The following is a 23,838-nucleotide window of genomic DNA, read 5'->3' on the forward strand; positions in this document are numbered from 1 at the left end:
TTTTTTTTCTCATCCTACTCTATTGTACAACGTTTCCCACTAATTTCACTTTATAAAAGGAGTTTTAACCATGAATGACAAAGACCTTCATACATTTGGCTGGTATGCCAAACGCATATCAAAGTCCTTACCGCCGGAGTCATTTGATCCCGTCCCTTTACGGCTCCTCGGAGGTTTAGCCTATGTTTCTGTAAGTCTCATCTGTTTCTTCCTTATAGGATTAAACTTACATTTCACGATAAACCTCTTTCTTTCTGTCATACTCGGCTTTTCCTTTGCAGGTCTTGGCTTTCTTGGCCATGAAATTCTTCATGGAACAGTAGTAAGAAGGCCTTGGTTAAGGGATTTTCTTGGTGCTCTCGCATTTTGGCCATTGAGTACAGGACCTCAATTATGGCGCAAATGGCACAATATGAATCACCATGTTCATACACAGCATGACGAAAAAGATCCTGATGCTTGGCCTACATTGGAAAAGCTAGCCAAGTCGAAGTACTTCCGATGGGTATACCTATTGCCCTTTCCAATAAGAGCAACTTTCTCTTTTGTCTCCCTTTCGGTACAGTTCACACTACACTCTATCAAATGTTTGTTTCTTTACATAGGAGAATTCAAAGTAAAAAATAAAGTGAAAGTAATAATTCAGGCCATCCTACCATGGACAACATGGATCGTTTTACTTTTCATTATCGGGTTAGAAAAGTGGTTATTCGTTTATCTCATTCCTTTATTAATTGCAAACTTTATTGTGATGGCCTACATTTCAACAAACCATCGATTAAACCCTATCACTCCAGTGAATGATCCATTGGCAAATAGTTTAACGGTAACCGTTCCTAGGTGGTTGGATATCATCCATTTTAACTTTTCATATCATACAGAACACCACCTTTTTCCAACCATGAGTTCCAAGTATTACCCTCTCGTGAAAAAGAAGGTAAAGGAATTTTGGCCAGAACGGTATCACGAAATGCCCATGGGAAAGGCTTTATATGCATTATGGAAAACACCTAGGGTTTACTTTGATCATAATGACCTAGTCGATCCTTATGGTAAAAAAATATTTGGATCACTTGGTCATGGGTTAAACCCAGAAAATGTTACAAAAAAAGATTTAACCCTCCATATCAACGGAAAACCTCAGTCTATTGAAAAAGATAACACTCCCCCTTCACCACCCCTTTAACTAGTGAAAAGCACCTCCAATGTCGTAAACGACTTAGGGGTGCTTTTTTCCTTTGTCTCATTTAGTTATATCTCTCCACCTCTATAGTATAATAAAGAGATGCTTTAGGAGGGGCTTATAGGAATAAGAATACGAATAGGAATCCTAGTCCGATTGAAATGACACTAGTGATTAATCCAGGGATCATAAAGCTGTGATTAAAAACAAATTTCCCTATTTTCGTTGTACCTGTTCTGTCGAAACCTATAGCAGCAATGATAGGACCGTAGTTTGGAATAAAAAAGTATCCATTTACTGCTGGGAACATCGCAATAAGAAACAGAGGTGATATCCCTAAACTTAACCCTAGAGGAACTAATGCCCTGACTGTAGCTGCCTGACTATTTAATAAAATAGACATTACAAACAGGGACAATGCAAAGACCCAAGGGGCTGCCGTTACCATGCCTTGTATTCCCTCTTGAATTACCCCCATGTTAGCCTGAATAAATGTGTCCCCCATCCAGGCGATACCAAAGATTGCCACTACTGCTACAATTCCTGCCCTAAACACACTTCCAGTTGCAAGTTTGTGTACATCTCCTTTACAAAAAACAATAATGATAGCAGCAATGGATAACATAATAATCTGTATTGCATATGCCATTGATAGTTGTGTTGATTCCCCATCAATAATATAAGTGGGGCGCAATTCTGGAAAGCTTCCTAATAAAACAACAAGTACTGCCCCAAAAAGAAAAAATCCAACAGCTATCTTTGATCTGGTTGTGACTTTAGCTAATTTACGCTCGTTCTTAATAGGTTCTAAACCTTTTTCTAAACGAGCTTTGTATTCTGGATCATCCTCTAATTCTAATCCTTTTCTGCGGATCACAAAGGCTGTTACCATTATGGCAATAAATGTTGCGGGTATGGTTATCCCTAATATTTGAAGTAAGGTGATTCCAAAAGGATCTAAGATCGCTAACAATGCTACCGTTGCTGCAGAAATTGGACTTGCTGTGATTGCTTGCTGTGAAGCAATTACGGCAATAGATAGAGGCCTTTCTGGGCGAACTTTAGATTCCTGTGCCACTTCTGATATCACTGGTAAAAGTGTATAAGCCACATGACCTGTACCTGCAAAGAAAGTAAATAAATAAGTAATAGCCGGAGCCATAAACGTAATCCGTTCAGGATTCTTTCGCAGGGCTTTCTCAGCTATTGTGACAAGGTAATCCATCCCCCCTGCAGCCTGTAAGGCACCTGCTGCTGTAATTACGGCAACAATCATTAACATTACATCCATTGGAGGAGAAGTTGGCGGTAATTGAAAGCCAAATGCTAAAATCGCAAGCCCTACTCCACCAAGAACTCCGAGACCGATTCCACCAATCCTTGCACCTATAAATATACAAATTAGAACGATAGCAAATTGTACCCAAAACATCTCTTCACCTTCTCTTATGAGTTTTTCTAATAAAGTTAAAGTATAATTCTTAACAAACTCATTTTAACCTTTACGTATCATTAAAGTAATATGTTTGTTCAATAATTCACAAATTATACAAGGAAAAGAAAACATTTTTAAAAAGGACTCATCTGATAAGTAAAATTAGGGGTTTCCCACTCGTCATTATAATGTTCATGGAAGATATGTGTAGTTGCCGGAGAAACAGGCGGAATCAACCAGTTCCATTTTCCAGTTACTTTTCTTCCGCTGGACTTCTCGTTTTTTTCAAACTTCCTGAATTGTTCTGATGCCGTATGGTGATCTACAATGCTTACTCCTGATTTTTGATAGGAATACAATACTGCCCGATTTAACTCTACTAATGCTCGGTCTTTCCACAAATTTGAATTCTTTGAAGTATCCAAATTCAACAAAGACGCTATCTTAGGTAACATATTGTACCTGTCCTTATCTGCAAAGTTTCTGGCCCCAATTTCGGTACCCATGTACCAACCGTTAAATGGTGCAGCAGTATATTCTATTCCACCAATTTCAAGCTTCATATCAGCAATTGCTGGAACCGCATACCATTTAAGTCCAAGATCTTTGACAGAAGGATAGTCAGGATGTTCAATATCCACTTCCAAAATATATTTTTCTGGTATCGTAAACCAATGGATCCCATATTCTTTTGTTTCAATAACAAGGGGTAAAATATCAAAATTCGTTCTATTCCCTCTCCACCCTAATTTTTCACATTCTTTTGTGAAAGGAATAGACAATGGGTCCCCTATGATCCCCTCACTCGTTTCATATCCTGCATATCGAATGAGTTGATGATTCCATATCCTTATTTGTTCCTCCCCTGATTTCTTTGGTTGAAAGACTGTTAGCGTAGGCTTAATTCTTCCGTTATTTGTTGCGGACTCTAAATGGTAAAAAAGGGAGTTTGCAATGTCACTTGGTTTAGAGTTCGTTCTTGCATCGATAACATGAAGGGTATCCCAAAAAAGGCGTCCTATGCATTTATTACTATTCCTCCAAGCCATTTTGGCTCCGTGAGAAATCTCTTCATATGTATGTTCATAATATCCAAAGGAAGTAATCTGTTGAGTAATTTCTTTCATTCGTTTCTCTATACATTCCCCTTTCCCAAGTTCTTTATAACATTTACTTATAAACAATACTGCTTCTTCTTCCAAAGAGTTCACGTTTGTCCTCCTCCCTCCAGTTCTCCTTATTGTAGTATACACTTGTGGTACTCACAAATTCAGCAGAATGATATCTCGCTTGTAGGGATTTAGAAAAGCGCAATCGCCTAAGCTCACGAGCGTAGGGCAGTGCAGGAATGACAACTTGAAGTCCGCTCTTTGACTTCGGTTGTCACTTCCGAAGTGCCCCGCAGCGAGTAGGCGATGGAGCTAGACAATGCCGAAGGTACAAAAACTTATAAAATCTTACCTTTTAAGAAAGAGAACCTATGCATATTAACAATATGCATAGGTTCTCTCAAAACATAAGAGGTTATTATCTTTTGATTCGAAATGGAATTTTATGAGGAAGCTATATCATACATTTCCCTTGACTGAAAACTAAAACCTCTTGTCCCCCAACGGTTATAAACGTCAATTTGAGAATCCATTTTTTTCTTTCGCAAACTTTTCACTTCATCATCATTTGGCTTATCCCAATTTTTCCAGTGCTCTGGTTTCTCCAATAAAAGTGTTTCAAATTGATGGTAAAGTAACTGAGCATCATCTTCCATCGTATTATCATGCATCCACATGAGATCATGGGCAATTAATTGCGCTTCCCCCTTATCGTTTGTAGTTGCAAGCACGAGGCAAATAGGTTTATGGAACTTAACTGCCAACCTAAATATGGAGGTCGGGATTTTAGTCATAGAAGATAAAAATTCTACGTGTACAGGTTTAAATGCGTCATCATATCCTACCCTTCCATCCAGATAAAAGAATAGGCTCTCCTTCTTAGTTATTAATTGAGGGATTTTCAAATCTGAACCTAACCTATCACTAATCAACTCATCTACTAGATTTAATTGATGAATGTCATCCCACTTGGGATACTTCCTCTCTAAATGAAACGTAGCAGAGTCCATTATACGATTTAAAAACTTCTTCTCTCCTTTCAGCTTATTGGCTATAGTAATTGGAATAAAACGATCATGTCCATATTGAAAAGTTACAAAAAATCCACCTAACGCCAGTGTTTTTTCTATCCTCTCCTGGCCAATAATCCTTTTAAATCCTGCAAATAGATTAGGCTGAGTTCTATAAAGTTTCTGAATTTGTTGTTGAACTCGGTAGTTCACCCAAACATTTATTAAATCTTTTTCCTTCAGGAAACTCAGATGTGAGGACATATTCCATAGCGTTAATAGGTGATCGTCAAAAAGACCGTCACTAAAATCATTCTTCACTTGTTTCAACATGATCCCATATAAATCATCCTGAAGCATCTTTTCATCTATCACCATCTCTATCTCCTCCTATTTTTTCCTCAAGTGTTATACTATTAAAGTTGAAATATTCAAAATTGCATAATATATTATTTTCATAGGTTTAATCACGCATTAGATAGTTTTTTGTGTGTTACAATGACTATTACAAAAGTTTTATTATTTTCTGTATATTAATCATAGCATGTATCACATTGTTTTGAATCTTTTGTAAAGAGACAAAAGAATCATGAAAATGTCCTACTAAAGTACAAATTCAGTACACTGTTTGCATAAACGGAAAAACAATCTATCATTTGGTTCATTATTCACAACTCCATACTCAAGAACCTTTACAAAGTTTAAAACTTTTTTTAAAAGTACTATCTAAATGGAGAAAGTAGGGAGAAGTTTTGCATATTGGCAATAGATTAAAGAAAATCAGAAATTTAAAAGGGGTTTCTCAGTCAAAAGTTTGTAAGGGGATTGTCTCACCCTCCCATTACAGTAATATTGAGAGTGGACGTTATGAGGCATCTGAAGATATACTTGAATTAATCGCAAAGAGACTTCAAATTCCATCAAATTACCTAATACATATACATGAAGAATCTCTTGAGATTGCAGAACTATTAACGGTTTATAACAAATATATTGAAACAGATCTAAGTAAAGCAAATTACTTTCTTGAGCAAAAACAAAAGCAGTTAGAATATATTCAATCTATAAATCAAGAGGTGAAATTTCTACTACTTAATTGCTTGCACCAGTTGAAAAATCTCAAAATACAAGAAGCGAAAAAAATTCACGATGAGGTAAGTTACTACATTCAAGACGAAAACATTGGTGCTCTTTCAAGTAATACTCAATTTAAGTTTTATTATGTATCTGGGTTGCTAATGTTTTATAAAAGGAAATATTTAGAGAGTTATGAATTATATAATAAAGCTCTACAATTCTCTAGCTTTGATATCGAAAAAGCCAAAATTTTGTTTAATCTAGCACTAATATGTTATCAAATAAATGATATTCAAAAGGCTTTAATATTTGCACAAGATGCAAAAACTTGCTTTATGGATCATCATAAATGGGTTGAAACTGTCGAATCTTATAATTTATTAGGAATACTATATTCTGAGATTAAAGAGTTTGAAAAAGGTCTTGAAGTTATGAATAAAGGCCTGAGCTTAGCTTCAGATAATAAAATGTATCTTCAAGAAGCAAAAATTTTACATAATTTTGGATCGTATTACTTAAAAATCAAAGAATTTGATAACAGTATAGATTACTATAAGAAAAGTCTAGATATAAAACATGTATATGATCCAAATAACGTGTTTGTAACTTATTTGGCAATTTTAAACATCCTCTTAGAAAAACAAGATTTTCGACAATTAAAATTAACCCTATCAGAAGCCTATGAATACGTTAATACTACTCGTGAAAAATATCAATTGATAGAAATAGAAGCTGAAATGGAGTTTTTATTATTTAATTATGATAAGTACGAAACACAAATGGAGGAATGTATTGAATATTATTTCTCTAACGACTTATGGAAAGATCTTGAAGGTAATGCTAAACACTTTAGTGATTATCATTTAGAACAAAGAAGATATAAAAAAGCTCACTATTATTTGAACATAGGTTACTTAGCAATGAAAAAAATATATAAGGAGAGATTACAATGAAGAAACTTGTCGTAAAAGTGTTGATCATCTCTGCATTAGGTTTTATATTCCTTGCTCAGTCTCCAACTGACGACTCTGCAGGAAGAATACCTTGGGATGAGCCACGACCTATGAGTACACTTCTCTTTTAGAGATGATTAAGAAAGGTGATGTTTAATACATCATCTTTTTTAATTTATTTCTTCCAGTTATTGTCACCAAAGTATTTTCATATTATTTTTGTTTTGTGTTACTATAGTCACATAAACCACTATATTATTATTTGCAGTTACTGGGAGGATAGAAGTATGCACATAGGAACTAGGCTTAAAAAAATTAGAAAAATAAAGAAATTAGGCCAAAGTAAAATTTGTCATAATATCATTTCCACGTCCCATTATAGTAACGTTGAAAGTGGTAGATACGAGGCATCGGAAGAATTATTAATTGCATTAGCAGTTAGGATGGAAGTACCGGAAAACTATCTACTTAGATCGGATGAATTTTCTGAAGAACTTGAATTATTACTTGAGGATTATCAGAAATCAATTAAAAGTAATTTAAATACAGCAGACCAATTTTTAGAAGATAATAAGAAGAAATTTGAATATATACTTTCTATGGACCAAGAAATTACTTTTTTATTATATAATTGTCTACATTTACTTTTGAAAAAAAATTTAACAGATGCAAGTGAAAAATTTGAAGAACTATCAATTTACATTAATAGTGATACCATACATCATTTTTCTAGAGACCATCTATTCTTTTATTACTACTGTTCAGGGTTAATTAAATATTATGAAAGAAATTTTAAAGAAGGGTTTGACTTGTTAAGAAAGGCCTTGCTTTATTTGGAAAAACATAATATTCATTATGAAGGAAGAATATTTTATAACTTAGCTTTAATTTGCTTCCATTTAAATAAGATGCGAAAAGCCATTGCATATATAGAAAAAACTATCTCACAATTTACAAATTCAGAAGAGTGGAATGTAGTGGTAGAATGCTATGGTTTACGTGGTGTTTTTTATACAGAAATATATGATTATAAAAACGCAATTGAGTCTTACGATTTTGCACTGAATTTATCTACAAAATACAATTATGACTTATCAAAGGGCAAGTTATTACACAATTTAGGAATGGTTTATTTTAAAATAAGTGATTATAAATCTGCTTTAGATTACTTAAATAAAAGTCTTGACCATAAATTAAATCATAAGAGTAACAACCATGACTTGTTTATAACCTATCTTGCAATTATTGATACAAAGCTTGAAATGAATAATAATGAATCAATTAATGATTTATTTGATCGTGCTAAAAAGTTAACAAACACTCAAATTGAGGAGTATAGGTTACAAGAACTTAACGCTAGATTAGCATTCCTATCTAATGACTTTGAAAAATACGAAAAACAGATGATTGAATGTATTGAATATTACTACGAAAATAAACATTGGCACGATATAGAAAATCGAGCAAAAGAATTAAGCGATTATTATTACGAACAACGCAAATACAAAATGGCTTATTATTTTCTGAATATTGAGTTAGAAGCTAGGGATTACTTGTATAAGCAAAGAGCATAGTTTTTAAAATAAGTTAATCCTTGAAAACAGGTGCCGACCTTTAGGACGACACCTGTATTTTCCTTTATACGGGTTAATCAACAATAATATAAGCAATCATTGGCCCGTTATGATCTTTGTCTGCATGTGTTACACAAATAAGGCGGTAGATTCCCTCTTCTTCAAACTGAATTGGAACTATTGTCTCTTCCCCCTTTTTTACATTACCTGAAATGTCTGTCCCTTCAATCTTAAATGGATGTTCCTTCCCATTCACACCGTATAGTACTAAGTTAACCTTTTCTCCCGCTTCTAGAAAAATCGTACCAGGGTCCCATCGGTATGATTCAATTTCCTTTCCATCCTCTGTTTTTGTTTTAAACTCTCCGGTTACCATATGAATTTCCCTGATGTCATTTGTCGCCTCTCCCTCAGCACCGGTACTAAATGCAGGAATATCATTTGAGAACATATTGGAAGAAACCCACACTGACACTAATGCTAATCCAAACACAAGAAAACCTATAACTGTTTTTCTTTTTAGAACTATAAATCTCATTTTTTCCCTCCTAACTGCATGTCTTAATTCATTTATATGCAGTAGGTGGGGGGAAACTTGTCTATTTTCTTGAGAAGTTTAAAAATGATGCAACACTAATGAAGTCCAATCATATAATTGAAAGGGTTATTAAATCTTAAATGAAAAATTCATGTTATGATAGGATTATAGGATTACATAGATAAGAAGGGGGACTAACAACTTGTATTGTCCAAATTGTGGAAAACCACTCGAGGAAAAAACACGCTTTTGTCCCCATTGCGGGAGAAAAAGAAAGCAGTCAAAGTTTCTATTCACCCTCCTTTTTTTAACTGCCTTTTTATCTGGGATATTTATGGCAACTAACTTTTTTTCTGAGAATCCTGATCCTCCAGAAGAACGAATTGCATCCTATTTAGAAGAGAGGAAAATAGAAAAAAAGAACCAAATTACTTCTATTCCTGCATTTGGTTGGCAAGACCGTGAGGAAGCACAAAAAAGGGAACTGACAGAACTTATTGCTGATGCACAGGAAGCCGTTTATACAATTTACACTTCCTATAATCAAGGCTCTGGGTTTCTTTATAATGATAGTGGTGCAGTAGTAACAAACGCTCATGTTGTAGAAGGGGACCCACTAGTTCAAGTTAGGACGAATAATGGCACTGAATATAAAGGAACAGTAATAGGTTACTCCAATGAAACAGACGTGGCAGTGATACTTGTTCCTGATCTAGCTGGAAGAAAGCCATTCCCTAAAAATACGGAAGAACCCGTAATGATCGGGGAAGAGGTTATCGCGTTAGGAAGCCCCCTTGGTTTAGAAAATACTGCAACAATAGGATATATAACTGGTTCTAACCGTGATTTTATCATCGATTCATTTATATATGAAAATCTTTACCAAATATCAGCACCAATTTCACCTGGTAGTAGTGGGGGACCACTATTATCAAAGAGTGCCGAAAAAATTATTGCTATTAACTCCGCACAAAACATTCATGACACATCTATAGGTTTCAGTATTCCACTCTACCAGGTGGAATACTTGATCCAATCTTGGATAGATGAGCCAATGAATGAAGAAGCCATATTATCACAGTATTACAATTCTTATGGGGACTATTTTTTTGGTGAATCATGGGACCATAATGAAGGGTATTTTGAAAATGGGGATTTTTCTGAAGAGGAATACTATGATTATTGGGAGCCCGACGCCTATGATTTTTGGGAAGAGTTTGATTATGAATATTGGGAAAATGTTTATGAACAATGGCTTGAAAAATGGGGTATAGATGAATGGGACAATGATGATTGGGATATGGAGTTTTATTATTATTGGGATGACTTTTAATAACAAGTTTTATCCACAAAGTATTTTTTATTTGGATCTGGGGGAATTACTTGCCCAGATCCCTTTTATTACTTGCATCATTTAATGATAATTTTTGCATTTAGTACAGAATCCTCTGTCGAACAGACAATAATTCCCTCGGAAATATTCAGTTTATCATCAGGAAGCATAAAAATTGCTGTAATAATTTCTGTTCTAAACCTTTATTAGCAATATAATCAATAAAATGTCGGATGAAGTAAATATTAGATTACTTTTTCTTTTAATTGATTTAAATATAGCTCAGCATAGAAACCGTTCTGTTTTATAAGTTCTTCATGTGTCCCACTTTCAATTAGCTGCCCTTCTTTTAAAATTAAAATCTGGTCTGCCTTCTGAATTGTATTAAGGCGGTGGGCGATCACAAAACTCGTTCTTCCTTTCATTAAACGGCCTAAAGCTTCTTGAATTTTAATCTCAGTAATTGTGTCTATACTGCTTGTTGCTTCATCAAGAATTAATATTTTGGGGTTAGCAAGAATCGCCCTTGAAATGGATAATAATTGTTTTTGACCTTGACTGATACCTCCACCATCTTGATCAATCATAGTTTCATAACCATTCGGAAATTTCATAATAAATGAATGGGCGTTCGCTTGTTTTGCCGCTGCTTCCACTTCCTCGTCTGTAGCATTTAATCTACCATAACGAATATTCTCCCGAATCGAGCCATGAAATAAAAATGAGTCTTGAAGTACAAATGCCATGTGTTTCCTTAAACTTTCCCTTTTTACTTCTTTTATTTCGTGTCCGTCAACCAAAATGCTGCCATTGTCTGCATCATAAAAGCGGGAAATCAAGTTGATTAAAGTTGTTTTTCCAGCACCGGTAGGACCAACAAATGCAATTGTCTCACCTGGATAGGCATGAAAATTAATATCGTGAACAGTATCTCCACCGGTATCCTCTTCATAAGAAAAGGTTACCCCTTTAAACTCCACATCTCCGTCTACATGAATTAATTCTTCCGCATTTCCCTCATCTACCCTTTCTTCTTTTTCATCTAATACATTAAACACTCTTTCAGCACCAGCTATGGCAGACAAAAGGGTATTAAATTGATTAGCTAAGTCATTTAATGGCCGAGTGAATTGACGTGCATATTCTGCAAATATAACGATGACACCTATTGTAATAATCCCATTTACTGCTAAAATTCCCCCTACACCAGCGATAATTGCAAAACTAAGATTATTTAATACATTCATGAGCTTTGGAATAAATCCTGAGATAGTTTGAGCCCAAAAGCCAGTTTCCTTGAGTTGTTTATTTCTTACTGTAAATTCCCTTATTACTTTCTCCTCTTGAGAAAAAGTTTTTACAATTCGTTGTCCTGACATCGTTTCTTGAATGTGCCCATTAAGTTCTCCTAAACTCCTTTGTTGCTCTTTAAAGAGTTTACTCGTACGTTTTGTGATCCACTTCATACCAAATACCATTGCTGGAACAATTAATAACGTAATAAAAGTGAGTAATGGGCTCAGCCATAACATTACTGAAATTGTCCCAACGAGTGTTAATAAACTGGCAAAAATCTGAATGACTGAACTATTTAATGTAGCACTGACATTTTCAATATCATTTGTCATACGGCTCATTAATTCACCATGTTGTCGTTTATCAAAAAAAGGAATTGGAAGTTTATGAAGATGATTAAACAACTTTGTTCTTAGTGTAAACACCGTCTTTTGAGCAATGCGTATCATCCAATAATTCTGAAGCCACACTGACATCGAATGAAAAAGATAAACAAAGACTAAAACCGTAAGTAAGTAACCTAGTCCGTCTGTAATTTGGCTTTCCACATAATTATCAATAGCAACTCCAACGAGGAAAGGACCTAATAAAGCTAATACCGAACTCATTACTACCAGGAGTAGAACTAATGATAGACGCCCCTTACTTTGAGAAAGATAACCCCATACTCTTTTTAATGTAGTCCACCAATTTTGAGCTTTAGGCTTATTTGCACCTCCATTTCTTTCATTTTGATCCTCGTTTATTTTATTTATATCGATTTTTTTATGCTGGAAAGGTTCTTTTAACTTTTGTCCAATCATTCTTTCCTCTCCTCCCCTAATTGCGACTCGTATATTTTACGGTAAAGGGATGAGGTGTTCATCAACTCATCATGACTCCCTTTTGCTAATAGCTCTCCTTCATCTAAAAGAATAATTGTATCTGCATTCATTGTTGTACTCATTTTCTGAGTGATCATCAATGTTGTACATTGATAATCATTTAATGCGTCCAGCAGTTTTCTTTCTGTTTTTACATCTAAGGCACTGGTACTATCATCCAAAAGTAAAATCTTCGGTTTTCTAACAAGAGCCCTCGCTATCGAAAGGCGCTGTTTTTGACCACCGGAAAGATTCACACCTTTCTGTCCCAGTAACGTATCATATTTGTTAGGCAATTCTATTATGGTCTCGTGGATTTGGGCATTTCGACATGCTTCCATCATTTCTTCCATTGACGCATCTTCTTTACCCCATAAGATATTATCCTTTAAGGGTCCAGTAAAAAGCATGGCCTCTTGGGGGACAAATCCTATTTGTTTCCTTAAATTTTGCAACTTCATTGTTGTAATATTCCTATTATCAATCAATATCTTACCTTCATCCACATCGTATAGTCTTGGTATTAATTGAAAGAGTGTTGATTTCCCTGAACCAGTTGCTCCTAATATAGCGACCCTCTCCCCTGGGTTAACTTCAAAAGAAAGATTCTTCAAAACAGGGACATGTGTTCCTGGGTATGTAAATGACACATTCTTAAAAGCTATCCTTCCTTCAAGAATCTGAATGTTTTCATCACTGTGATCTAAATCAGTCAAATCTGCATCTGTATTTAAAACATCCGCTATCCTCTCTGCAGATGCTTTAAACCTGGAAAAAATCATAATAATCATGGAAAATACAGACAAGACCGCAGTAATTCTCATTGTATAATTAATAATTGCAACGACTTCCCCAACTGTCGCTCCTCCTGTCTGTACTTCAAAAGTTCCAAACCAAAGGATTGCCATAATTCCTATATTCATGATTAACAAAGTAACGGGCATTGCTATTTCAATAAGTCGAAGGGCAGAAACAGTTCTATCTCTTAAATTAGCACTGGCATTAGTAAATCGTTTAGCCTCATGCTTTCTTCTTAGAAATGCCTTAATTAAACGAATTCCTGCTAAGTTTTCCTGCATAACACTATTTACTATATCTAGTCTTTCCTGAACAGATCGGAATAACTTCCCTGCTTTTCTCATGACAAGAATTAAAAATAAAACTAAAAGTGGAACAGTAACTAGTAAAATGAGGGCTAACTTAAAATTGACAATTAAGGCCATAATGACTGCACCAATAATGAGTAAAGGGGCTCGTAACATGATCCTTAAACTCATAAAAATCGTATTTTGAATTTGAGTAATATCATTCGTCATCCGTGTGATTAAGGATGAGGTAGGAAATTTACTGAAATTCGAGAAGGAAAAAGATTGAACTTTTTCAAATATCCGACTCCTGACATCAAACCCTGTACTTTGGCTGGCATGTGCAGCGTAAAATGAATTTATAATCCCTGACACAAAAGCTAGTAAAGAAAGTCCGACCATTATCCCTCCCCATAGAAGAACAACGGATAGGTCTTCGGCCATGATCCCATCATCAATAATCCTTGCCATTAGAAATGGTTGTATAAGTTCAACCCCTAGTTCCACCAGTGTAAAAAATAATGCCACTCCTACCGCTATACGGTAAGGTCCAAGAAAAGAAAGCACCTTCTTCATGACTGTTCCTCCAAACGATGTATATCCACTTGAAAATAATTACTTTAAGATATCATATACTAATTCCAGTTCGTGTTAAGAAAACCATTTCGTACTCCGAAGTATTCTTACATATTAAAACAATACCATAAACTTGACGATATTTTTCATAAATTTGCTCAATAGAAAGTTAATATGTTGGATAATGGAAATGGGAATCTATTTACATGAAAAAAAAGGTGAAAGTAAACGAGAAGATGTGTCAAAGAGGATGCCTCAAAGTGATTTTATTTATCCCTTTGAGGCAAGGTTTAGTGGAGATTAATTCCCCTATTTATGGGGGAATCCGTCATTCATAAAATTGCTGGATATTCAAATTACGGTTTACAGTGCTCCTAAGGACTTTTCAAACAATCTCATAATTAATTCTCTTTATTCATTTGTTACTAATCTAAGATCTATTCCATGTGGGTCCCCTGTTAATTCGGTTAAATCTATTTTTTCTTTCGATGCCACGTCAATTATTGAAACTCCTGGTGTATCTCCTGCCATATCATGAGTTCCTGTTGCCGGTTCAAATATACACATATTTCCCATCTGGAGAAAACACTAATAAATCGGGAGCATCTCCCACAAAATCGATATAATCTATTACTTCAAACGAATTAGGATCAATAATAGCAGCATCATCTGTTACCCGGTTTACCATCCATAACTGTTGTCCATCAGGTGTGAAAGCAACACCATGGGCGTCAATACCACCCGTTTCACCCGTGAATAGTAATTCATCTGTCTCTGTATCAATCACATAGTATTCTGCCAATTCTGTAGAGCCTGAGTTAGCAAACATATACTTTCCGTCAGGAGATAAAACCGTTCCACATCCATGTGCTCCAATGGTAGACTTTCCAAATTGTTCTACTACTTCAAAGTTTTCCACATCAAACACAAACAAACCACCACCACCAAGAGTGACATAAGCTTTGCTCCCATCTTCAGTATAAGCTAGACATATTGGGCGTTGATTAGGGAATTCCTCTGTATCCAATAATGAATCAACTTCCGTTAACTCTAAATGGCGGCCAACCGAAAATCTCTATTTTCCTTATCAATTACTATCTCTGTTATGGACTGCCCAGGAGTATTAGCCACAAGAACTCTCTCTCCGTCTGGGCTAGGTACTGCTGCATGAGCACCTTCCCCTGTCTCAAGTGTTACGACAACTTCACGATTAACTGCATCAATAACGGATACTGTCCCTGAACCCATATTTGCTACATATGCATATTCACCTGCATCGTCAAACACTAACATATGTGGTTTGTCACCTACATCTTGAAAATCTATTGTCTCAATAACCTCATGTGTCTCTCCGTCAATGATATGAATCTCATTAGTCCCTTGATCTGCAATCCACACTTCATAATAAGCCGTTACCTCTGGCACCAATTCCCCTTTGCTGTTATCTTCCTCTGAGATACTGTTATCTGCTTCTTCCTGAACTGCACTGGTTACCTCCTCAGCGCCATTGTCAGTTGATGATGTGTCAGAACTACATGCCGCAAAAAACAGGAAAGAAAAAGTAATTAACAAAGTACCCATCCATAAATTTCTTAGTTTCATAGTATCCACCCTTCCAAAGCATTTTATTCCTATCCATTTAATAGGTTTTATGCGTTATTGAGATAAAGTATACATTCATAGTGTTAATGTTGTAAATACTTTTTATTAAATTCTTTACATATTTATGTGAAAAAAAGCCCCTGCAGGGCGTAGCCCCTCTTTAGAGATGGGATGAATTTTCACTCAGACAAAGGGTAGCTTTTGCTACCTTAATTGTCTGAAGATATGCTATGATTCCCATATAAGCAGTTCTTTGAAAGCTGAACATATAGGGTTGCAACAGGAAAAACGTCTGTTGTGTAAAATGTTCAGTTTGTATTAGATGATATTTACTAATCACTAGCATGAGTTCCATGACAGATTCTAAGCAATTTTTCCAGTTAAAGAGGAGCAAAAAAATGGCAGATAAACAAATTCTTTCCTCAGTTTCTTATAAAAATAATGAAAAGCAAATTCTCATCGTTACTGCGGTCGAGGCTGAAAAGAATGCTATAGAACGGGGCCTCGGAAGTGATACCATATATGATATTAGTTCTGTGGGAGTTGGACCGGTTGAATCGGCAATCAATACAGTTAAGATTTTAATGAAAAAGAAGTACTCTCTAGTTATTTGCGCGGGTATTGGAGGGGGATTTCCAGAGAGAGCTGAGATTGGGTCCATCGTTCTGGCATCAAAAATCATTGCAGCGGATCTGGGAGCGGAGTCGCCCGAAGGATTTATTCCAGTAGAGGAATTAGGGTTTGGAAAATCCGTACTGACGCCAGATCTATCTCTTATCCCATCATTTGCAGACTGTTTTGAAAAAGCTGGCATAAATGTAGCGACAGCTCCGATCCTAACCCTTGCTACTGTCACAGGTACCTTAGAAAAGGCAGAGGAACTCTCCAATCGAATACAAGGTGCCGGTGCGGAAGCGATGGAGGGATTTGGTGTTGCCTCCGCTTCAAATAGTTTTGACATTCCTTTTATGGAGTTTCGTGCCATCTCTAATCCTGTGGGACCAAGGGATCGACATTCATGGAAAATCAAAGAGGCTATGCAAACGTTAGAAAAGGCCGGTACGGCACTAAAGGAGGTATTCAAACAATGAAACTCATTTATTCACCATGCCCTAATGATACATATATTTTTCACGCCTTAGTCCATCATCTTATTCCTGGAACCCCTGACTTTGATGTCACTTACGCTGATATTGATATTACAAATGGTTTAGCAATGAATTCTGAAAGTGCAGACATCATGAAAATATCATATGCAGCACTTCCATGGGCACATAAAGATTACGTTCTACTGCCATGCGGTGGTGCTTTAGGCAGGGGGTGCGGACCACTAGTTTTAACGAAAGAGGAGACAAACCCACAAAATTTAACTGGGAAACGGATTGCGGTACCAAGTGAACGTTCCACTGCCTATCTCCTTTTCCGGCTTTGGGCCGCTCAAAAGGTATCTGGTGAAATGGGAGAAATGATAGTTATGCCATTCCATGAGATTATGCCTGCCGTTCGTGATGGAAAAGTGGATGCAGGACTGGTTATTCATGAAGCAAGATTTACCTATCATGAATATAACCTCCATATGCTTACAGACTTAGGAGAGTGGTGGGAAGAAGATACAGGTACACCAATTCCCCTTGGTGCAATTATTGCAAAACGGACACTTGATGTAAAATCCATCACAAATTGGATTCGTGCCTCCATCTATTATGCAATGGAGAACCCCAAAGCTTCATTGGACTACATTTTGGAACATGCACAGGAGATGTCACCAGAAGTGGCAAAATCCCATATTGACCTTTACGTTAATGAATTCAGTTTAAATCTCGGAGATACTGGATATGCTGCAATTGAATTTTTGCTTGGAAGGGCAATGGAGGCAGAGCTGATTCCGACAATGGATTTAACAGATTTACGATGGGGTAATGGGAAGTAACATATTTTTAATAGGGGGAAAACCATGGGGAATGTCTATCAATTTGATGTGATAAAACCAAACGGTCATGTGCAGTCATTGAAAGAGTTTGAAGGGAAAGCACTGTTAATTGTGAATACGGCAAGTAAATGTGGGCTTACGCCACAATTTAAAGGGTTACAAGAATTATATCTCAAATACAAAGACCAGGGGTTGGAGATACTTGGATTCCCTTGTGACCAATTTAACAACCAGGAATTTGAAGATATCGAAGAAACTACTTCTTTTTGTCAGGTTAATTACGGTGTGACCTTCCCGATTTTCGCAAAGATTGATGTAAATGGTGAGAACGAGGATCCATTATTTTCTTTCTTGAAAAATGAGAAAAAAGGAGTTCTTTCAAATAAGATAAAGTGGAATTTCACAAAATTTCTGATCAACCGAGAAGGGGAGGTTGTGGAGCGTTATGCCCCTACGACAGAACCTGAAAAGCTGGAAAAAGATTTGTTAAACCTTCTTTAATAGGCAATAAAGCTGTCCCCATAGTATGGGACAGCTTTTTTTATTATATTAATTTTCCTTCTCCATATGTTTCGTACTTCTAACCGTATCAATAGGACGGACCATCTTTTCAATCTGTTCCCGTTTCGATTCTAAAAATGGTGGTAAGGACAACTTTTCACCGAGGGTTTCATATGGTTCATCCCCCATAAATCCTGGTCCATCTGTTGCAAACTCAAATAAAATCTGGGGAGCAACTCTAGCATACAATGACTTAAAGAAAAATCGATCCACATATCCCGATGTTTGGAATCCGAAACTTCTTAGACGCTGATCCCATGAATCTAATTCTTTACGATCTTCTATTCGGAATGCCACATGGTGAACGGTACCGAAACCTTGCTGGCTTAACGGAAGTACGGTATTATGCTCCACGATAACTTGAGCACCATTCCCTCCTTCTCCTACTTCAAATTGATGCAATGAGCCTTCTTTTCCTATTTCTTTAAAAAGAAGTACTTTTTCCAACATCTCTTTGAAATAATCAAAATTCGCCACCCTTATGAAAACTGGTCCCAACCCAGTAATAGCGTATTCTAATGGGATCGGCCCCTTTTTCCAAGGTATCCCTGACTTCACTCCCGTATTATTCTCATCAGAAATTAACTGATATTGTTGGTCATCAAAATCAACGAAAGGTAATACCTTTTTTCCAAATTGTACAGTAATTCCTTTATGTTCCACCTTTAACCGGTCAAAACGTTTCACCCAATACTCTAAAGCACTGTCGCTTGGTACTCGAAATGATGATTTAGCTATTTCATCTGTTCCATGAATCCCTTTAGGAATACCTGGAAAATCAAAAAACGTAATGTCTGTACCTGGATTTCCTTCGTCATCGGCAAAAAACAAATGATATGTTTGGATATCGTCCTGATTAACGGTTTTCTTTACTAATCGCATTCCTAATACATAGGTGAAAAACTCGTAATTCTTTTCGGCACTGCTTGTAATCGCAGTAATATGGTGAACTCCTTTTAAATCATTCATTTATTTTCCTCCTGCTAATCGTTGTTACTACTAAATCTACATAAATTCTAACTACAATTCAAAGAAACTGATTTACATATGTCTTTCATTTAATAATTTACAAAATGAATGATGTGAAAATTTTATGTTTACACTACTGTTAACATAAATATTTGTTTGGGGTAGATGCAAATCCATGGATAATTCATTTTGGTTCATCATTCTTGTCATTTTCTTCTCAAGTTTATTTATCTATACGATCCTAAAGGAAAAAAGTTGGAAGGTACTCATCTTGTATACATTTATGACTGGCCTCACTTATACTGTAGAGGTCTTTATTGAAATTTTTTTTAATGCCTATAATTACTATCCCCATATTTTAAAAAATAGCTACTTTGACAATATGTTGGGTGCTATGGCTTCTAATATGTTTTCCATACCAATGTCATCCGTTTTTATTGCTATTCTATCTCCTTCTTTAGTAACAGTTGTGATTTTCATACTCCTACTTTTGGGAATTGAAATACTTTTTTTAGCATTGGGTATTTATAGCCATAACTGGTGGAATATAATGTTTACTGCAATTGGAGTGTTTGGGGCTTTTATCATTTCGATCTTTTGGTACAAAAAACTAAATCAACACTTGAATCTTTTCTATCGATGGGCAACTATATTTTTTTCAGGTTTTATGATTCATACTACTATCCTCTTTATTCCCGTTGCTTTATTGAATGCATACCTCTACCAGGTGAATTGGTTTAATGATCCTTTTAGGGATCACACAGCCTTTGGTTCCATCTTGATTTGGGTATTAACGTTTTTGTATACATTTGTTGTGATTCACATGCCAAAAAGGTATTCAATTCTAGCAGTAGTTATTGCCGTCACCGTAGATTTCATTTTATATCGTAGTGGTATTTTGCAGATTTATGACCCATTTTCCTTTATATACATAATAATTCTAAGAGTCATCGTTATTCTTATTCTGATAAGAATGAACCATTATTTGATTCAACGGACAACTGAACCGTTTGTTTATCGATAATTACATCTTCAACTTTGGAGGGGGAGTTCTAATTTAAATTTAAATTCATAATATGTAATAGGAATTGATCTTTTGGACAAACACAGATGGAGGTTAAGTATGATAGATCAAGGGAAAAATCAAGACATTAACGATACTGCAAAAAAGTTTTATTTAGTTGGAATACCTGTTGTCCTTTTTCTATTTTCTATAACATTCTTTATGAGTAATATATTCACACCTTTGTTGATACTGCAGATTCGCCTCTCTGTAATAAGTTTAGGTATTCTCTATTCCATTGCTGTTTACTTTTGGTTCCAGCATCAAGTAAATAAAACCAGTCAGAAAGAAATCATAAAAAATGATGTTGTCATCAGTTTTAATGGGAAAGAACTTGAGAAGGATAAATGGAGTTAAATGCCACTCTAATTTGGTGTTGTCATCATCAGTTAACAATATCTTTTAATAAATTTTTATGATGATAAGCTATGTTTATTCAATTCTTGAAAATATTTATATACTTTATTTATTTTTTCTCCATGATTCCCCTTTGAATTTTCCATATTCCCAAACTCAAAAAATTTTACCTTTCTTATGCCTACGTAATGAAATAATGCCTTACGCATTAAAACTTTATGAGCATTATTTAGCCAAAACAGTGGATAAAAGGTTGGGCCATTCATTACAGAGATACATACAACTGATTTACCTTTCAACAAACCTTCTGGAAACAATCCACCATTATCTTTGTAGGCAAACTTTGAAGCAAACATTTTATCAAAATAACCCAATAACATAGCTGGGGGCCTTCCCCACCAAATAGGGTAGATAAAAACCACTCCACATGGTTTGAGTGATAGTTTCACATTTATAATAGTAGTGCGTACCTAAAATAGTAAAATTATATCTTTAGATACTATAATAGCCATAAAATAGCGATAATCACTCCGTGTAATGGTATTTCTAGTTCTATTTGATAAGCGTATCCCACCATTCAATTGTTATAGACAGGAACTCTTTCTATATGCCTATCTATCATTTCCAAGGCATTTTCAAGTCCATTCTCCGTTTTCATACGCATGCCTATGGCAGTGGCTTTCTCTTTGACACGATCATTCTTTAGTTCTAATAGTGCATTTGTAAGATTTTGTTTGGTTAGCTTCGGAAAGGGAATGTGCCGACCGATATTGAGTTCTGTAATCCTCTCTCCCCAAAAAGGCTGGTCCGCATACGTAGAGCAAATAATTGAAGGGACACCAGATTCTAACGTGGTATGAGTCGTCCCTGCCCCACCGTGATGAATGATAATGCTACAATGTGGAAAAAGTAGCTCATGGTTTGCTGATTTAAGCATGAAAATAGAATGTGTCAAGGATGAATCCTTTGGCATCATGTCAGACCAGCCTGAAGCAATAATAGCTCTTGTTTGAAGACTTTGCGTTATTTCTACCACCATATCTATCATCTTTTGTGGATCTAATATGGGCAGGCTACCGAAACCAAAATAAATGGGTTTTTCTCCAGATTCTAGCCATGCTAACAGGTCCTCTGGCAATTGATTTTCCTCATGTTCTAGAGAATTTTTAGGAATCTTCCAATGGCCAGTGATATAGTTGTGATCACCCCAATCATTAGGGAATGGAACCAATTCATTACTATAGGCATGAAGAATAGGAATCTGTTGTTTAACTAATTTAGCAAAAACGGATCCACGTAATGGAGGAAGATCCAATTTTAATCGCCACTCATTCAAATCTTTTCTATTCGATTTTTCATAAACTTTCGCAAAAAGGAGATATGTAAACTCGTTTAAGAAACCAAAAGGTAACTTCTTGCTTCTAACAAGAAAATGAGGGAATTCTTTTGTTTTTGGAGAAGTAGGAAAAGGAGTTGCTATCATTAATGGAATTTGAAAATTCTCTGAAAGAGTTGCTGCTTGAAATAATAACAAAGGGTGAGCAATAACAAGATTACAATCCTGACAAGCAGCTGTTGTATCCCTTTCTAAAACATATCTTCTTTCATGATTAATATTTTGGAGTTCTTCCATGAATTTTTTAACATTACCAGAAGCCATCCACTTTTTCCCTTCATCAGATTCTAAAAGTTGTTTTGTATCAATTTCCAATGAATGATAAGGCACATGATAGGTATCAATATAGGAAGTAAAATTTTCAGGCCCAGCTAAAGTGACTTGATGTCCCATTTTTTGTAAACCAAGAGCAAGAGCAAGGAATGGCCTTACATCTCCTAGGGTACCTATAGTTAATAAGGTTATTTTCATCAGAAGAAATCTCCTTTTTTGGTTGTGACCTAACTACATATTATCTGAAATTTCAAATAATTACTACGGCATGAGGTATAAATAGTTGTGTCGTGCCCCATTCAAGTAACCGTAAAGGAGATAGTCAATAAAGTAAATTGGTGTTTTAAATCATGGGATCCCTCCTTCCTATTAAACTACGGAAGCTTTACTTTTTATCACTGTTTAAAAATACGGGTGTTGTAACACCACAACCTGCCAATACAATTCCGAAGCCCGCAATTAACAAAAATATTCTCTAGAAACCCTTAGTTTTTGGAAAGTTTCGGAACTAAGTAAATGGCCAAACCACTCACGATCACATGAATCAAATGTGCGGTTGCTTTATAGTCTAAGGACAAATCCACTTCGGCTGTAAACGTATTGAAGAGAAACCCTAGAAAGACAATTACTCCAAACCATACTACCGGTTTTTTCGTAAATTTTTGTAAGAAGTAAAATAGTATGGTTCCTATTAATACAGCCATCACCGTTGCAAAGGTAATAAAGACGATATAAAGTGTGTCCCTGTCTTGACCGATAAAGCCTATGTTATGGCCAAAGGTGAATCCCGAAGCGATAAAAATTACGTTAGCGACAGCTGCAATGATGGCAGCTCCTAATAAACCTGTTATTAAATAAGACGAAAACTTATTTTTATACAGTGATTCCACTTCTCATTTATCTAGTGTTTATTGCCAAGTTTCTTGGAAATCCATTGCATATTGTTCAAAGGAAATAGGATCTCTCTTTAAAATGTTTTTTACATCATCCGTCACTTTTTCTGCCGTACCAAGACGGGTGAGAATATAAAGCATCATCATGACATTGGCAAATTCCTTTTTATCCCTCTTTTAATTAAGTTTTTACGAAACGCCAGTGTACGTGGATCTTGTATTCTATTTTTCTACCTAACGTGTTAGACAAAATCTCACCAACTTCTTCATAGTCGATGGCTTTTGCCCCCGTTAGTGTATAGAATTTATTCAAGTATCCCTTCTCTATTAAACAAGTGGCCGCAACAGAAGCAATATCCCGTGTGTCAATAAAGCTAGTTTTGGCTCTCCCAACAGGCATATACAATTCATTCCTTATGGCAATATCTTCCCGGTGTGTCGTATTCAAGTTTTGCATAAAAAAGGATGGTCGTAAAAAAGTATAGCCAATTCCTAAATCTCGGATCATATCTTCAATTTTCCGATGTGGAACGATGGGGGGTTTTTCCACTCCCATGAGAGATACAAATACCATTTGCTCTATTCCTTGTTACTTTACCTTTTCTAGAAACGGCTTTTATTAACCCAGTTTATACCAAATACCAGCTTGAAAACCATTATTATCACTAAATTGTTTTAGTGTCCCAACAATAAACTCTTCTGAATTGCTTCTATCTTTTATGAAAATCAACCCAAAGTAGCCATTCTCTTAGATAGTATCTT

The 23,838-nt window shown here is 35.7% G+C and carries 24 protein-coding genes and 1 pseudogene; 10 read left to right on the forward strand and 15 right to left on the reverse strand.

Features of this window, described 5'->3' with window-relative positions:
* Nucleotides 1-70 precede the first annotated feature (70 nt).
* Nucleotides 71-1,186: a Delta(10) desaturase DesB gene (desB, locus tag KS419_RS17905; RefSeq protein WP_217067757.1), complete on the forward strand. Its 1,116-nt coding sequence runs from the start codon at nucleotides 71-73 to the stop codon at nucleotides 1,184-1,186.
* A 115-nt stretch (nucleotides 1,187-1,301) separates the two neighbouring features.
* On the opposite strand, the gene KS419_RS17910 is transcribed toward desB, so the two are convergent.
* The 3 genes from KS419_RS17910 to KS419_RS17920 form a co-directional block, all read right to left on the reverse strand.
* Entirely contained in the window at nucleotides 1,302-2,615 is a 1,314-nt protein-coding gene (locus KS419_RS17910) for an anaerobic C4-dicarboxylate transporter family protein (RefSeq protein WP_217067758.1), read from the reverse strand.
* 137 nt (nucleotides 2,616-2,752) lie between these two features.
* Nucleotides 2,753-3,829 (reverse strand): nitric oxide synthase oxygenase, encoded by a 1,077-nt coding sequence (locus KS419_RS17915; RefSeq protein ID WP_217067759.1) that lies wholly within the window; start codon nucleotides 3,827-3,829, stop codon nucleotides 2,753-2,755.
* Nucleotides 3,830-4,170: 341 nt separating this feature from the next.
* Entirely contained in the window at nucleotides 4,171-5,115 is a 945-nt protein-coding gene (locus KS419_RS17920) for a lysophospholipid acyltransferase family protein (RefSeq protein ID WP_217067760.1), read from the reverse strand.
* A 374-nt stretch (nucleotides 5,116-5,489) separates the two neighbouring features.
* Between KS419_RS17920 and KS419_RS17925 the strand changes: the two genes are divergently transcribed.
* From KS419_RS17925 to KS419_RS17930, 3 genes are all read left to right on the forward strand, one after another.
* Nucleotides 5,490-6,767: a helix-turn-helix transcriptional regulator gene (locus tag KS419_RS17925; protein ID WP_217067761.1), complete on the forward strand. Its 1,278-nt coding sequence runs from the start codon at nucleotides 5,490-5,492 to the stop codon at nucleotides 6,765-6,767.
* A complete protein-coding gene (locus KS419_RS25330) occupies nucleotides 6,764-6,898 on the forward strand; it encodes a hypothetical protein (RefSeq protein WP_281419843.1) in 135 nt (44 codons plus the stop codon). Before KS419_RS17925 ends, KS419_RS25330 begins: the two co-directional genes overlap by 4 nt.
* Before the next feature lie 156 nt (nucleotides 6,899-7,054).
* Entirely contained in the window at nucleotides 7,055-8,341 is a 1,287-nt protein-coding gene (locus KS419_RS17930) for a tetratricopeptide repeat protein (protein ID WP_217067762.1), read from the forward strand.
* Between the two features lie 73 nt (nucleotides 8,342-8,414).
* On the opposite strand, the gene KS419_RS17935 is transcribed toward KS419_RS17930, so the two are convergent.
* A complete protein-coding gene (locus tag KS419_RS17935) occupies nucleotides 8,415-8,879 on the reverse strand; it encodes a cupredoxin domain-containing protein (protein ID WP_217067763.1) in 465 nt (154 codons plus the stop codon).
* A 202-nt stretch (nucleotides 8,880-9,081) separates the two neighbouring features.
* Here KS419_RS17935 and KS419_RS17940 point away from each other — a divergent pair, with 202 nt between their 5' ends.
* On the forward strand, nucleotides 9,082-10,212 hold the full coding sequence (locus KS419_RS17940) for a trypsin-like peptidase domain-containing protein (protein WP_217067764.1): 1,131 nt from the start codon (nucleotides 9,082-9,084) through the stop codon (nucleotides 10,210-10,212).
* A 245-nt stretch (nucleotides 10,213-10,457) separates the two neighbouring features.
* On the opposite strand, the gene KS419_RS17945 is transcribed toward KS419_RS17940, so the two are convergent.
* The 5 genes from KS419_RS17945 to KS419_RS17965 form a co-directional block, all read right to left on the reverse strand.
* Nucleotides 10,458-12,311, reverse strand: coding sequence for an ABC transporter ATP-binding protein (locus KS419_RS17945; RefSeq protein ID WP_217067765.1), 1,854 nt, complete (start codon nucleotides 12,309-12,311; stop codon nucleotides 10,458-10,460).
* Nucleotides 12,308-14,032 (reverse strand): ABC transporter ATP-binding protein, encoded by a 1,725-nt coding sequence (locus KS419_RS17950; RefSeq protein WP_217067766.1) that lies wholly within the window; start codon nucleotides 14,030-14,032, stop codon nucleotides 12,308-12,310. Before KS419_RS17950 ends, KS419_RS17945 begins: the two co-directional genes overlap by 4 nt.
* A gap of 411 nt (nucleotides 14,033-14,443) precedes the next feature.
* Nucleotides 14,444-14,599 carry a hypothetical protein gene (locus KS419_RS17955; protein ID WP_217067767.1) on the reverse strand — a complete coding sequence of 52 codons (156 nt, stop codon included), beginning with the start codon at nucleotides 14,597-14,599 and terminating at the stop codon, nucleotides 14,444-14,446.
* Nucleotides 14,586-15,059, reverse strand: coding sequence for a YncE family protein (locus tag KS419_RS17960; protein WP_217067768.1), 474 nt, complete (start codon nucleotides 15,057-15,059; stop codon nucleotides 14,586-14,588). Before KS419_RS17960 ends, KS419_RS17955 begins: the two co-directional genes overlap by 14 nt.
* A 23-nt stretch (nucleotides 15,060-15,082) precedes the next feature.
* A complete protein-coding gene (locus tag KS419_RS17965; protein ID WP_217067769.1) occupies nucleotides 15,083-15,634 on the reverse strand; it encodes a YncE family protein in 552 nt (183 codons plus the stop codon).
* 398 nt (nucleotides 15,635-16,032) lie between these two features.
* Between KS419_RS17965 and KS419_RS17970 the strand changes: the two genes are divergently transcribed.
* From KS419_RS17970 to KS419_RS17980, 3 genes are read left to right on the forward strand one after another with little or no spacing between them, the layout of a single operon-like run.
* The gene (locus KS419_RS17970) at nucleotides 16,033-16,725 is read left to right on the forward strand and encodes a futalosine hydrolase (protein ID WP_217067770.1); all 693 of its coding nucleotides are present in this window, start codon (nucleotides 16,033-16,035) and stop codon (nucleotides 16,723-16,725) included.
* Nucleotides 16,722-17,564: a 1,4-dihydroxy-6-naphtoate synthase gene (locus KS419_RS17975; protein ID WP_217067771.1), complete on the forward strand. Its 843-nt coding sequence runs from the start codon at nucleotides 16,722-16,724 to the stop codon at nucleotides 17,562-17,564. The genes KS419_RS17970 and KS419_RS17975 overlap by 4 nt, the downstream gene beginning before the upstream one ends.
* A 24-nt stretch (nucleotides 17,565-17,588) precedes the next feature.
* On the forward strand, nucleotides 17,589-18,065 hold the full coding sequence (locus KS419_RS17980) for a glutathione peroxidase (RefSeq protein WP_217067772.1): 477 nt from the start codon (nucleotides 17,589-17,591) through the stop codon (nucleotides 18,063-18,065).
* A gap of 48 nt (nucleotides 18,066-18,113) precedes the next feature.
* Here the strand turns inward: KS419_RS17980 and KS419_RS17985 are convergent, their stop codons facing one another.
* On the reverse strand, nucleotides 18,114-19,094 hold the full coding sequence (locus tag KS419_RS17985; RefSeq protein WP_217067773.1) for a ring-cleaving dioxygenase: 981 nt from the start codon (nucleotides 19,092-19,094) through the stop codon (nucleotides 18,114-18,116).
* A gap of 175 nt (nucleotides 19,095-19,269) precedes the next feature.
* On the opposite strand from KS419_RS17985, the gene KS419_RS17990 reads away from it, so the two are divergent.
* Together KS419_RS17990 and KS419_RS17995 are read left to right on the forward strand one after the other, a co-directional pair.
* A complete protein-coding gene (locus KS419_RS17990; protein WP_217067774.1) occupies nucleotides 19,270-20,118 on the forward strand; it encodes a hypothetical protein in 849 nt (282 codons plus the stop codon).
* Between the two features lie 99 nt (nucleotides 20,119-20,217).
* The gene (locus KS419_RS17995; protein WP_217067775.1) at nucleotides 20,218-20,514 is read left to right on the forward strand and encodes a hypothetical protein; all 297 of its coding nucleotides are present in this window, start codon (nucleotides 20,218-20,220) and stop codon (nucleotides 20,512-20,514) included.
* A 56-nt stretch (nucleotides 20,515-20,570) separates the two neighbouring features.
* Here KS419_RS17995 and KS419_RS18000 read toward each other — a convergent pair.
* The 5 genes and pseudogenes from KS419_RS18000 to KS419_RS18015 all read right to left on the reverse strand — a co-directional run.
* Nucleotides 20,571-20,936: pseudogene (locus tag KS419_RS18000) on the reverse strand (NAD(P)H-dependent oxidoreductase); the annotation flags it as partial.
* A gap of 155 nt (nucleotides 20,937-21,091) precedes the next feature.
* A complete protein-coding gene (locus KS419_RS18005; RefSeq protein WP_217067776.1) occupies nucleotides 21,092-22,381 on the reverse strand; it encodes a glycosyltransferase in 1,290 nt (429 codons plus the stop codon).
* Nucleotides 22,382-22,668: 287 nt separating this feature from the next.
* The gene (locus KS419_RS18010) at nucleotides 22,669-23,073 is read right to left on the reverse strand and encodes a DUF6069 family protein (protein WP_217067777.1); all 405 of its coding nucleotides are present in this window, start codon (nucleotides 23,071-23,073) and stop codon (nucleotides 22,669-22,671) included.
* An 18-nt stretch (nucleotides 23,074-23,091) separates the two neighbouring features.
* Complete coding sequence (locus tag KS419_RS25335; protein WP_281419844.1) at nucleotides 23,092-23,223, reverse strand: hypothetical protein; 132 nt, start codon at nucleotides 23,221-23,223, stop codon at nucleotides 23,092-23,094.
* A gap of 34 nt (nucleotides 23,224-23,257) precedes the next feature.
* The gene (locus KS419_RS18015) at nucleotides 23,258-23,650 is read right to left on the reverse strand and encodes an NmrA family NAD(P)-binding protein (protein ID WP_217067778.1); all 393 of its coding nucleotides are present in this window, start codon (nucleotides 23,648-23,650) and stop codon (nucleotides 23,258-23,260) included.
* Between the last annotated feature and the right edge of the window lie 188 nt (nucleotides 23,651-23,838).

Origin of the sequence: Evansella tamaricis, assembly GCF_019042215.1 — a bacterium.
Taxonomy (GTDB): domain Bacteria; phylum Bacillota; class Bacilli; order Bacillales; family Salisediminibacteriaceae; genus Evansella; species Evansella tamaricis.